Source organism: Citroniella saccharovorans (assembly GCF_035481615.1).
Lineage (GTDB): Bacteria > Bacillota > Clostridia > Tissierellales > Peptoniphilaceae > Citroniella > Citroniella saccharovorans.
Genome location: NZ_JAYKOT010000003.1, coordinates 1,298,781 through 1,311,151, shown reverse-complemented (window position 1 = coordinate 1,311,151; position 12,371 = coordinate 1,298,781). Strand labels below are relative to the sequence as shown.

The 12,371-nt window shown below is 27.8% G+C and carries 14 protein-coding genes; 11 read left to right on the top strand and 3 right to left on the bottom strand.

Annotation, left to right across the window (positions count from 1 at the left end; genetic code table 11):
• Window positions 1-5 precede the first annotated feature (5 nt).
• From VLK81_RS09045 to VLK81_RS09025, 5 genes are all read left to right on the top strand, one after another.
• Window positions 6-653, top strand: coding sequence for a V-type ATP synthase subunit D (locus VLK81_RS09045; RefSeq protein ID WP_324620294.1), 648 nt, complete (start codon window positions 6-8; stop codon window positions 651-653).
• A 151-nt stretch (window positions 654-804) separates the two neighbouring features.
• The gene (locus VLK81_RS09040) at window positions 805-2,133 is read left to right on the top strand and encodes an MATE family efflux transporter (protein ID WP_324620293.1); all 1,329 of its coding nucleotides are present in this window, start codon (window positions 805-807) and stop codon (window positions 2,131-2,133) included.
• Window positions 2,134-2,189: 56 nt separating this feature from the next.
• Complete coding sequence (locus VLK81_RS09035) at window positions 2,190-2,648, top strand: hypothetical protein (RefSeq protein WP_324620292.1); 459 nt, start codon at window positions 2,190-2,192, stop codon at window positions 2,646-2,648.
• 115 nt (window positions 2,649-2,763) lie between these two features.
• Complete coding sequence (locus tag VLK81_RS09030) at window positions 2,764-3,255, top strand: hypothetical protein (RefSeq protein WP_324620290.1); 492 nt, start codon at window positions 2,764-2,766, stop codon at window positions 3,253-3,255.
• 13 nt (window positions 3,256-3,268) lie between these two features.
• Window positions 3,269-4,096 carry an exodeoxyribonuclease III gene (locus VLK81_RS09025; RefSeq protein ID WP_324620288.1) on the top strand — a complete coding sequence of 276 codons (828 nt, stop codon included), beginning with the start codon at window positions 3,269-3,271 and terminating at the stop codon, window positions 4,094-4,096.
• Between the two features lie 180 nt (window positions 4,097-4,276).
• On the opposite strand, the gene VLK81_RS09020 is transcribed toward VLK81_RS09025, so the two are convergent.
• Both VLK81_RS09020 and VLK81_RS09015 read right to left on the bottom strand, forming a co-directional pair.
• On the bottom strand, window positions 4,277-4,849 hold the full coding sequence (locus tag VLK81_RS09020; protein WP_407651969.1) for a nitroreductase family protein: 573 nt from the start codon (window positions 4,847-4,849) through the stop codon (window positions 4,277-4,279).
• A complete protein-coding gene (locus VLK81_RS09015; protein ID WP_324620287.1) occupies window positions 4,842-5,027 on the bottom strand; it encodes a nitroreductase family protein in 186 nt (61 codons plus the stop codon). The genes VLK81_RS09020 and VLK81_RS09015 overlap by 8 nt, the downstream gene beginning before the upstream one ends.
• Before the next feature lie 1,492 nt (window positions 5,028-6,519).
• On the opposite strand from VLK81_RS09015, the gene VLK81_RS09010 reads away from it, so the two are divergent.
• The 4 genes from VLK81_RS09010 (at window position 6,520) to VLK81_RS08995 (ending at window position 9,134) form a co-directional block, all read left to right on the top strand.
• Window positions 6,520-6,951 carry an Hsp20/alpha crystallin family protein gene (locus VLK81_RS09010; RefSeq protein ID WP_324620285.1) on the top strand — a complete coding sequence of 144 codons (432 nt, stop codon included), beginning with the start codon at window positions 6,520-6,522 and terminating at the stop codon, window positions 6,949-6,951.
• 253 nt (window positions 6,952-7,204) lie between these two features.
• Window positions 7,205-8,017, top strand: coding sequence for a CPBP family intramembrane glutamic endopeptidase (locus VLK81_RS09005; protein WP_324620284.1), 813 nt, complete (start codon window positions 7,205-7,207; stop codon window positions 8,015-8,017).
• The gene (locus tag VLK81_RS09000) at window positions 8,010-8,729 is read left to right on the top strand and encodes a copper homeostasis protein CutC (protein ID WP_324620282.1); all 720 of its coding nucleotides are present in this window, start codon (window positions 8,010-8,012) and stop codon (window positions 8,727-8,729) included. The genes VLK81_RS09005 and VLK81_RS09000 overlap by 8 nt, the downstream gene beginning before the upstream one ends.
• 3 nt (window positions 8,730-8,732) lie before the next feature.
• Window positions 8,733-9,134 (top strand): DUF3887 domain-containing protein, encoded by a 402-nt coding sequence (locus VLK81_RS08995; protein ID WP_324620280.1) that lies wholly within the window; start codon window positions 8,733-8,735, stop codon window positions 9,132-9,134.
• Between the two features lie 130 nt (window positions 9,135-9,264).
• Here VLK81_RS08995 and VLK81_RS08990 read toward each other — a convergent pair whose 3' ends face one another.
• Window positions 9,265-9,621, bottom strand: coding sequence for a class II SORL domain-containing protein (locus tag VLK81_RS08990; RefSeq protein WP_324620279.1), 357 nt, complete (start codon window positions 9,619-9,621; stop codon window positions 9,265-9,267).
• A 150-nt stretch (window positions 9,622-9,771) separates the two neighbouring features.
• Between VLK81_RS08990 and VLK81_RS08985 the strand changes: the two genes are divergently transcribed.
• Window positions 9,772-11,301: a YifB family Mg chelatase-like AAA ATPase gene (locus VLK81_RS08985; protein WP_324620278.1), complete on the top strand. Its 1,530-nt coding sequence runs from the start codon at window positions 9,772-9,774 to the stop codon at window positions 11,299-11,301.
• A complete protein-coding gene (dprA, locus tag VLK81_RS08980; RefSeq protein ID WP_324620277.1) occupies window positions 11,301-12,371 on the top strand; it encodes a DNA-processing protein DprA in 1,071 nt (356 codons plus the stop codon). Before VLK81_RS08985 ends, dprA begins: the two co-directional genes overlap by 1 nt.

The window sequence follows — 12,371 nt, the reverse complement described above, 5'->3', positions numbered from 1 at the left end:
AACTTATGGCAATTTTAAAAGTTAATCCAACCAGGATGCAGATGTCACTTTTAAAAGCAAGGCTAAAGACATCTGAAAGAGGCCACAAACTCCTAAAAGATAAACAAGATGAACTAATGAGAAGATTCATTGAAAATATTAGAGAAAACAAAAAGCTAAGAGAAGAGGTAGAAAAAGCTCTTTCAGAATCATTCAAAGATTTTATGTTTGCTTCAGCAGTTATGAGTCCAAAAATGTTAGAGGCTGCAGTTTCTTTTCCGAAAAGAAAACTAACTGTTGAGGTAGAAGAAAAAAATGTAATGAGTGTTATGATTCCTCTAATGAATTTTAATAATGAATCAGTTGATAAATCAGATGAAAAGAACATGTATCCTTATGGATATGTACAAACATCTGCAGAATTAGATGATGCTATTAAGAGTTTAAATTTAGTTATGGAAAAACTTTTAAAGCTTGCAGAACTTGAAAAAACTTGTCAGCTTATGGCAAAAGAAATAGAGGAAACAAGAAGAAGGGTTAACGCTCTTGAGCATAGAACTATTCCAGATCTTAAAGATACTATAAAACATATCAGGATGAAACTTGAGGAAAATGAAAGAGCAACTATAACTAGACTTATGAAGGTAAAAGAATTAATAGCTAAAGAAAATTAATATTTAAAACCCTTAGAAATAAGCTAATCTAAAATATAGAAACAAATTTAAATTTTAGATAAAGTTTAATTACTAGGGGTTTTTTCTTGTAAAAAAAAGTAATTAGATATAGAATAGGAGAAAAGATTTAAAAAATAGGAATGGGAGTAAAATGGATTTTTCTAAAGGTTCGATATTTAAAAATATATTAAAAACAGCAATTCCGCTAACAATAGCTCAGTTAGTACAGCTTCTATATAATATAGTAGATAGAGTTTTTATTGGACATATGCAAAATGGAGGGGCCGCTCTTACTGGTATTGGACTCATGTTTCCAATTGTTACAATAACTATAGCTTTTACTAATTTTTACCAGGTTGGAGGATCATCTCTATTTGCTATTGAGAGAGGTAAAAAAAATGATGAGTATTCTAGAGAAATTTTAAATAATACTTTTTTCTTATTATTAATTTCTGGAATTATTTTAACAATATTTTTCTATGTATTTAAAAAAAATATATTATATTTATTTGGAGCTTCAGAGAATACTTTCTACTATGCAAATGAATATCTAAAAATATATTTGATAGGTACAGTTTTTTCAATGCTTGCAACCGGAATCAACAGCTTTATTATAGCCATGGGTTATTCTAATAGAGCTATGCAAACAGTTTTAGTTGGGGCTATTTTAAATATAATTCTGGATCCTATATTTATATATGCTTTTAATTTAGGAGTGTCTGGAGCTGCCCTTGCAACAATAATAAGTCAGTTTATTTCTTTTATTTGGGTAATGATATTTATTACAGATACTCACCACGAAGTAAATCTTAACTTTAAGAAAATAAGAATAAGATTAAAAACAATATTAAAAATCATGGAAGTAGGAATTTCAGGATTTTTAATGTCACTAACAAATTCATTAGTCCTTATAACTTGTAACAAGATGCTTTCCATTTACGGTGGGGATGCTTATATAGGAATAATGACAATTATTAGCTCAATAAGAGAACTTTTTGTGCTTCCAATAAATGGAATAATTGGAGGAGCTCAGCCAGTGATGGGCTATAATTATGGAGCTGGAGAATATAAAAGGGTTAAGAAAGCTATAAAAATAGTAACAATATTAACTACAAGCTTTACCACTATAGTTTGGATATTACTTTTAAAAAATCCAACTTTCTTTGTTGGAATACTTACCTCAAATGAAGAAATAATTGAACTTTCTAAAACATATCTCATAATTTATTTTTCTGCATTCTTTATGATGAGCTTTCAGTTTTCTGGTCAGTCTACTTTTTTAAGTTTGGGAATGAGTAAGGAAGCCGTATTCTTTACTATACTTAGGAAAGGAATACTAGTTTTTTCTCTTACACTACTCTTGCCAGGAGTTTTTGGATTTGGAGTTAAAGGAGTTTTTCTTGCCGAACCAATTTCTAATATTATTGGTGGAGCGGCTGCCTATACGGCTATGATATTTAAAGTTTATAGAAAGCTATAGAATAAATGTATATTTTTATATGATATAATTAGTTAGGTAGTACTTGGGAGAGAAGGATGGAAGAAAAGGAAAGTCTAAATAAATTTTTTAAAGAAAACACCTATGAAGATATCTTTCAAATTAATGAAAATGGAGTATTCTTGGACTATTATAGAATAGGTAAAAATTTTAGCAAAAATCCACTAAAAGCTGGAATATTTTTAGATGAAAAAAATATTTCCTATGTAATTATGGAAAAAGATAGAATACTTTTAAGAAATAAGCTTGCTAATCCAATGCTAAAATTTGGAAAATCTATCTCTCATATTGCTTCCTTCGCTTGTAAAAATAAGAAAGTACTAGCGAATATAAAAAATGAATTTTGCTGTAAATTAAAAGAGTATCTTTTAAAAGATTTGGTTAATTTAAATAGAGAAAAAAAAAGACTTACTACTAATTTCTCTCTATACAAATTCAATTTTTGCTCATATATTATCTGGCTATTCACCAGAAAATCTTATTTCCTTTCCATATGAAAGAAGTTTAAAAGGAGTATATAAGGAGGATTTTTCTAAATCATTCAAAGATTTTGGAGAGGGACTTTTCTTAATAAATCCACAAATCTCTAGATTAATCGGTTCTAAATTTGTTATGGAAGCCTTTGAGCTAAATCTAAAAGAAAAAAACAAAGCTTTACTATTAAATGCCGGAGAAAGAGGGGAGATTGCTTTCTCTTATGAAGGATCCATCTATTCTTCTGAGTTTTCGATTGTTGATATAATGGAAAAAATAAATTTTTTGGATAAAGAAAATGCACTAATGGGAATTTCAGACTTACTTGAAGGTTATATTAAACTTTTGATAGAAAAAGCTTCTAGTGAAAGTGAAATAAGTAAAATTTATGTAATTGAGGACAAATTACCTAAGATATTTATAGACTATATAAATGAAAAGATGAATATGGACCTAAAGGAGAAAATTGTTTACATTAATGAAAAAATATTAGATGGAATTGTTAAACATCTTTCCTCAAGAGAGAATTTTTCAAATTTAAATTCAAATGGCTTGGAATATCTTATGATTGATACAAAAAGGGAAGAAAAGGATTTAATAAATAATTTTATAGAAAAATATAATAAATAGAAAGGATGATTTAATGAAGATTATTTCTTGGAATATTGACTCTTTAAATGCTGCCCTTACCAGTGACTCAAATAGGGCGAAGATGTCTAGAGAAGTTCTAGAAAAAATAAAAATAGAGGATGCAGATATAATTGGACTTCAAGAAACTAAATTAGCACATTCAGGTCCAAGTAAAAAACATTTAGAAATTTTAAATAGAGAATTTCCAAACTATAAATTTTGCTTCAATTCATCTTGTGAGCCTGCTAGAAAAGGATATGCTGGAACAATGTTTCTTTATAAAAAAGAACTTGATCCAATAATTTCATCACCTAAAATTGGAGCTCCATCTACAATGGATTTTGAGGGAAGAATTTTAACATTAGAGTTTGATGATATCTTTATTACTCAGGTTTATACACCAAATGCTGGTGATGGACTTTCAAGATTGAGAGAAAGACAAATTTGGGACGAAGCATATAAAAATTATTTAACTAGTTTAGATAAAGAAAAACCAGTTATAGCTTTTGGGGATTTTAATGTAGCTCATAAAGAAATAGACCTAAAACATCCAGCTAATAATAGATTTTCAGCTGGATTTACAGATGAAGAAAGATTTGGCTTTTCAGAAATTTTAAAATCTGGCTTTACAGATACTTTTAGAAAATTAAATGGCAATATTGAAGGGGCTTATACTTGGTGGGCACAAAGGGTTAAGACAAGTAAAATAAATAATTCAGGCTGGAGAATAGATTATTTTATTACAAGTAGTAGATTAGATGATAGATTACTTGAGTCTAGTATGATTGATTCAGGTTCAAGGCAAGATCATACGCCAATAAAATTAGTTCTTAATAGATAAAAAGCTTTTTAAAGAAAAACTATGTAAGCTTAGCTTATTATTATATACTTTTGCTTTTACTATAAATACGTTTTATCAAAAAAGACGAGGAACTTTTATCCTCGTCTTTTATCTATTTATATAATTTATAACTGAAAGTTTTTAATATCTATAAAAATTTTATTAAGTAGATAAAATTTACTAAACTTTTAAATCAAATCCTTGACTCCTAATAACTTTAAGCATCTCATCTCTTTCAATAAGGCCCATATCAATTGATTTAGCAGCTTTATTAGTAAAAGTTTCTAAATAATCTCTATTATTTTCCTCATAATACTTATAAAAAATCTCGTCATATTCTTTAAAAGCTTCCAAATAAGAAGGTAGAATTTTATAAGAGTCAGTAAACACTCTTAAATCTTTATCCATTTTAGGCTTTTTCTTTGTTTCGCTTCCATCAGAATAACCATAACCAATTGCTACAATAGGAAAGGTAAATTTAGGAAGATTTAATAATTCAATGATTTTTTGACTATTATTTAAAATAGATCCTAAAAATACAGTTCCATAACCTTCTGCTTCAAGTAGGTTAGAGAAATTTGTAGCCATAATAACTCCATCAGTGAAAGCTTGGTAAAATTTATCCATTGTAACTTTTTCGATCTTTTTACTTTCAATTTCTTCTTTAATCTTAGTATTTCTATATAGGTCTACAACAAAGACAATTAGTCCTGGAATAGTAGCTATATAGTCCTGATTGCAAACCTTAGAGATTTTTTTCCTTAATATTAGGATCCTCTACCTTAATTAAAGATGCCATTTGCATGCCTATTGAAGTTGGAGATTTCATTAAGTAGTCTAGGATATTGTCAATATTTTCTTTATCAATTTCTTTATCTTTATAGGACCTAATAGAAATATGGTCATTCATAGTTTCAAATAAATTTTTCATATAAACCTCTCTTTCATTTTATACATATATTTATACCCATTAAATATATAATTAATATTTTAATAAAAAATTGGTAAACAATACTAAAATTAAAAAAAGAATAAAAAAGTTAAAATAAAATGTTTAGAAAGAATAATCGTGGGTATAAATATAATGCTGGAGGAAATGTAAGAAAATGATTATAAAACTGATATAAAAAATATTGGGAGAAATAAATAACAAAATTAATTAAAATCATATAAAATAATTTATTTAAAAGCAACTTTTTTCCAGAAAGTTCAATAAATGCTAATTAAAAAAAGATAATAAAAATATTTTAAAAAACTATTGACAAAGTAATTTTCAAGTTGTAATATATATGAGGTTAGTTAAAAAACACTAACAAGTTATAACAATTCTAAAAGAAGGAGGTAGAAAATATGCCAACTGACAAAAGATTAATAGAAGTTTCAGTAATTAAATTTGACAACTAATAGTAGAAAAGAAATTAGTATAAAAATTATTCAAAGAAAGGAGTTAAAATATGCCAACAGATAAAAGATTAATTGAAGTATCAGTTATTAGATTTGATAATTAATTTAAAAGAAGAAGTGTAAAGAAATTAAGTTAAGTAGGCTTTACTAGATTTAACAATAAGTAATATTTATACAGGAGGTATAAAATGCCAACAGACAAAAGACTTATTCAAATTTCAATAGTAGATTTAGATTATAAAGACGAAGAGTACGATTATTAGGCAGAATTTTTAATTTGGTAAATTTTTATGGAGGTGAGATAATGCCTGTAGATCCAAGATTAATATCAGTGAGTGTTATAGATGTCTTTGATGAAGATAGATCCGAAGCTTCACTTTGGGACTAGTAATATATTACTAAATAGGTATAAAGTAATCCAATACCTAGTGAGCTTCGTGCTTAATTGAACATATTAAGCAAAATATTTATTCTAAGAAGTACTAGCTTAGGATAAAAAAAACGAATAATACAAATTTTAAATGCTGCCGCCAGTTAAAGAAGGCGGCTTTTATTTTGTCTAGAAAAGTCTAAATATTACATAAATATATAGCTAAAAAAAGAAGCTATTATAGATAATTTATCAAAAATATATTTATTGAAATTTGTATTTTAAAAACATAGTGATATTTTTATATAAATTTTACAATAAAAAACAACTACATATTTGCACAAAAATAAAGATTAATATTTTCTGCATTTAGGAATATATAAATTATTTTGCATAGATAAATATAGATAAAATCTTATATTTGAAAATAAATAGGATAGATTTTTAATATATTTAAAATATTTGCTAGTTAGAAAATATAGTAAAAAATATTGCTTCTTAAAAATATCCGAGTATTTCTTTAAGAATAAGCTAGAAGCAATAAATAAAATTATAAAAAGTATAGTTTGCCCTTGACTTTCTTTTACCTTTGTGTTATTATTTATTTAGATAGAAAATATCTATCAAATATTTTATTAGGAGGCTATGTATGAATAATTTAAAACCTTATAAATTTAGAGATAATGGACCTTTAGATTTCTATGATATGATAGACGGATTCTTTAACAATTCAGCTAGGGATGTAGATTTTTTAAAAAGCTCATCATTTAAAGTTGATATTGAAGAAAAAGATAATTCTTTTATAGTTTCCGCAGAGGTTCCTGGATATGAAAAAGATGAGATTAATATTTCTTTAGATGAAGGGAAATTAACTTTAAGTTTAGAGAAAAAAGAAGAGAATAGTGAAGAAAATAAGAATTTTATACACAGGGAAAGAAGATTTTCAAAGATGTCAAGAACTATGTACTTTAAGGATATTGACGATGAAAATATAAAGGCTAAGCTTGACAAGGGAGTTCTAGAAATAGATATTCCTAAAAAGCCTGAAGTTATTAGTAAAAAGGAAATTAAAATAGACTAAAAAAATAAATTTTTAATTGACCTCCAAAGCATTGGAGGTCGATTTTTTTAGTATTAATTAATAAAAATAATAATTTTACTTTAAAAAAATTAAAATAATTTAAGATTAAAACTTAATATATTTAAAGCTTTAAGTTAACTTTAGTTTTGTTATAAGATTAATATGTGACTATAAATTCATTGATTTACTTAAAGGAATAGCTGTATTGACTTTTATAAGTTTTTTACTTATGATAAAATTTGGAGGATTTAAAATGACAGTTAAAAATTTTTTTAATGGACTTAAAGTAATTATTATATTTATTATTTTATTTTTCTTATCAGAGATGGCAGCTGTATCTGCTGTTTCGATCTATTTTAAATATTCTAATCAAGGGATATTATGGGAGGAGTTTGTTAAAAATAATTCTCCTACTTTAACTTTTATAGTCCAAATTCTTAGACTTATTATTATTGCTTTATTCATTTATTTTAGAAAAAATAAATTTTATGAAAAATATAAAGAAGATTATATTTATGATAGAAAAACTAGAAATGGAGAATTTTCAAATATTTTACTATTATCAATTGGAATTTTAGGCTTTAGCACATTTTTAACTTTAATACTAAGCTTGTTTCCAGTTTTCATAGATTCTATAAATTCGCTAAATAATAGTTTTGAATCATTTTATAACTTTCAATTACTAGGCTTTTTAAGTATTGTTGTAGCTGCTCCTCTTATGGAAGAACTTGCACTTAGAGCAATATTATTTAGAGAACTTGAAGTAAACTTTGGGGTAGTAGCTTCCCATATAATTAGTGCTTTAATTTTTGCAATTCTTCATTTTAATCTAATCCAGGCAGCTTATGCTTTTTTAGCTGGACTTTTCCTTTCGCTAATTTATAAAAAGTCTCAATCAATTGAAAAAGTAATATTTATTCATCTATTAAATAATCTAATTAGTTTTATGATGTCTAATTTTCAAGACCAGGCTAAGATATTTTTGCCATTTGCTCTTATTTTATATATTTATTCTGCTTATTATCTAATAAAATACTTAAAAGGACCAAGTGATGATAATGATTAGAGAAATTTTAATTGAAAACATTTATGATATTCTAAAACTTCCTAAGTCAAATATTCAAAGAATAGAGCTTAACTCTGCCCTATATTTAGGCGGACTAACCCCATCAATTGGAAAGATAAGAAAGGCTTTAGACTTAAGTAATATTCCAATTGCTATAATGATTAGACCAAGAGCAGGAGGCTTTATTTATTCTGAGCTTGAGATAGAGGAGATGAAAAGAGATATTTTAGAAATTGGGAAGCTTAATGTAGAAGCCTTTGTATTTGGTATATTAGATGAGAATCTTTCACTTTCAGATAAAAACAAAGAATTAATTGACCTTTGCCACAATTTAGGTAAGAAAGCTGTACTCTCAAGAGCATTTGACAACACTATCTATTTAAGCGAATCTATAGAAAAGGTAAATTCTTTTAAATTTGATAGGATACTTACTTCTGGCTTTAAGGAAAATGCCACTGACTCCTTAGAAAATTTAAAATATATTAGAGATAAAATAAATAAAAATATTGGGGTCGTTGCAGCGTCTGGAATCAGCGATAAAAATATAATGATCATAAGTGAGAAAACTGGGATTAGTGAGTTTCATGCTTCTTTGAAAAAAGAAAGATTTGAAAAGTCAAATTTTGTAAATGTAGATTTTTCTTATCTTGAAAATAAGGACATGATATATGAGTTAGACGAAAAAGAAACTAGAAAGGTTTATTGGTGTTAAAAAATGAAAAAATTAATATTTATATTTGCCTTACTTATTCTTGTGACTGGCTGCAAAAAAGATCCAAAACCTCTTAGCAGTGAGTTTGACAAGGATAAATTATTAGAGGAAGGTAAAAAAATAATTACTTATATAGATGATGGTGATTTAGATAAAATAAAAGAAAGTGGTAGTGAACTTTTCAATGAGGTAGTAACAGATGAAGATTTAAATAAAGCTGTTAACCTTAGTAATGAAGCGGGAGAATTCGTAGAGTATGGTCCTGTAGAAGTGGAAGGTTTTGTAGACTTCGAGGAAAAAGATATGGGCAAAGTAAAGATAACTGCTCTTTATAGTGAGGGAATTATAGATTATCTTTTCCTTTTTACAAAGGACTATAAGGTAGACTCTATAGATTTAAAATAGGTAAGATTTAGGTTTTTAATTTTACTAGTGAAGCAATTTTTCATCTAGGGATAATTTTTATATTAAAAAATAGTAAAAACAAAAAAAGGAAGATACTTTTAACCAGTAGCTTCCTTTTATTATTGAAAGATTATTTAACTTCTAATGAGTTTTCCCATAGACCATGAATGTTGCAGTAGCTTAGTGCATAAACTGTACCTTTATCAGCTTTGATTTTAGTTTCTACACATGGGATTGATAAAATATCACTTTCTCCATGGGCTTGAAAATTGTAGCTGCCTACTTCTATAGGGAATTTTCCTTCTTCAGGTTTAAAGAATACTTTAATCCAAGCAATGTGATGTTCTAATGTGTTTGGATGAGCAATTTCTTCACCAATATAGACTTTAATGTCTAAATTTTCTCCGCTTTTTTCAGCGTGAATACTTGGCACGTGTTTTTCTTGCTTCCAATCTCCAGATTGTACTGTTTGTGTTAGTTTTTCCATTAAAATACCTCCTAAAATTTTATACATTTATTTTATACCCATTTTATTTTTTATAGAACAAATATATTTATTAATTAAGATTTGTTTTTGTGGTTTATATGTAGTTTTTGTGATATTCTAAGTATAGAATAAAATATTTTCGGAGGACTTATGTACTCAAAACTAATAACATCAATGTTAATTGGACTGGACGGATATAAAATTGAAGTTGAGGCGGATATTGCAAGAGGAATGCCATCATTTAATATTGTTGGGCTTCCAGATGCTTCTATAAAAGAATCCAAAGAAAGAGTTAAATCTGCAATTTCAAATTCAGGTTATAGTTTTCCTTTGGGCAGAATAACTATTAATCTAGCTCCTGCTGCTTTAAAAAAAGAAGGATCTCACTTAGATTTATCAATTGCTATGTCTATACTTGAGGCTAATGGAGTTACGATAAGAAAAATTCCAGAAGAACTTATATTTATCGGGGAACTTGCTTTAGATGGGAGACTTATGCCCGTTGAAGGTGTTCTACCTATGATTATTTCCATGAGAGACTTAGGCTTTAAAGATTTTTTTATACCTATTGATAACTCAAAAGAAGCTAGTCTTGTTTCAGATGTAAATATCTATCCTGCAAAAACTTTAATAGAAATTGTTCAGCATATAAATGGAGAAAAATTAATAAATAAAATAGAATCTTCTTTTGATATAAATTTAAAATCGCCAACTTATGATGTTGATTATAAAGATATTAAAGGTCAAGAGAGTATGAAAAGAGCTTTCGAGGTTGCAGCTGCTGGAGGACACAATATCTTAGTAATTGGGCCGCCTGGATCTGGAAAAACTATGGCAGCAAGAAGACTTCCTACAATCCTACCTGATATGACTTTTGAAGAGGCTATTGAATGTACAAAAATATATTCGGTTGCTGGTAAGCTTGGAACAGACGGTTTAATAATTCATAGACCTTTTAGATCTCCACACCACACAGCTTCAGAAGCTTCTTTAATTGGCGGAGGAAGAATCCCAAAGCCAGGAGAAGTTTCACTAGCCCACAATGGAATACTTTTTTTAGATGAGTTACCTGAATTTTCAAAATCTGTTTTAGAAGTTTTAAGACAGCCTATGGAGGATGGAGAAGTATTAATATCAAGGGTTAATGGCCAGTCAGTTTATCCTTCAAAATTTATAACTGTTGTTTGCATGAATCCATGTAAATGCGGGTATTTTGGATCACAGGTTAGGGAATGTACATGCTCTACTAGTCAGATAAATAATTATTTATCCAAAATTTCTGGTCCACTTTTAGATAGGTTTGATATTCATCTTGAAGCAAATCCAGTTGATATAAAAAATCTTCAGTCAGGAGCTAATGAAAGGTCATCAAAAGATATGAAAGAGGCTGTTTCTAAAGCGAGGGACCTACAGGCAAAAAGATATAAAGATGATGGAATTAGAGTTAATGATGAACTTTCTGGATCCCTACTTAAAAAATATATAAAAATAAGTTTAGAGGATGAAAAAATTCTCAAAATGGCTTATGAAAAATATAATTTTTCAGCCAGATCATATAATAAGATTTTGAAGCTTTCAAGAACAATTGCGGATCTTGATGGAGAAAATAACATAAAAACCTCTCATATCTTAGAAGCTCTTAGATATAGGGCATTAGATGATAAGTATTGGAGAAGATAATGGAAAATCTTTTATTTTATAATTTTGCTGGACTTATGAATAAAGAAATTAAGTATCTTCGTGATAATTTTTATGCCCTAGAAGACGTACTAAACTATTGCGAGGAATATGGCAAAGAGGATCCCATTTTATTAAAAATCAAGAAAAAACTTAGTAAAAAAAGCTTGGAAGATTTTAAAAAATATAGGGAGTATATGGATGAAAAATCCATAAAATATTTCACTATTGATGATGAAATTTATCCTGAAAGTTTAAAACTTATTGATGATTATCCATTTCTACTTTACTACAAAGGAAGTCCTAATTTTTCTAAGTTTAACATAGCCGTCGTCGGTTCAAGAAAAGCTACTGATTATGGTAAGAGTTCTCTAAGAAAAATAATTGGCGAATTTAGGGGATATAATATTGCAATTGTATCTGGCTTAGCTCTTGGAATTGATAAGTACTCGCACGAAGCTGCTTTAGATACAGGACTTTATACAGCGGCTGTTTTAGGGCAGGGTATAGACCTTATCTATCCACAGGCAAATAGAAAAACTTATGAGAAAATTGTAGAAAATGGGGGAATTATTCTTAGTGAATACCCACTTGGAACTCCTCCTCTTCCTTATAATTTTCCTTATAGAAATAGAATTATTTCAGGCCTTTCTAGGTGTGTAATTATTATAGAAGCGAAGGAAAAGTCTGGAACTTTAATAACTGCGTCCTATGCATTAGATCAAGATAGGGATATTTTCTGCTTACCTGGAAATATAACTTCTCCATATAGTATGGGCACTAATAAACTTATAAAAGATGGAGCAGGACTTTTAACATCCGCAAAAGATATAATAGATTTTTATGATGAGCTAAAATTTGAGACTAATAAAAAGAAAAAAGCCTTTAAAGATATTTCAAGTCTTTCAGATAAGGAGCTTGCCATATATAATATTTTAATGGAAAATCCTACTAGTTCTGATGAGCTTGCAAGAAAGTTAGGACTTGCCATAGAGGATATAAGTTCTTCTTTAACTATGCTTGAGCTTAGGGATATAGTTTGCGAGATAAGTTCTATTTGGTATATAAAATAG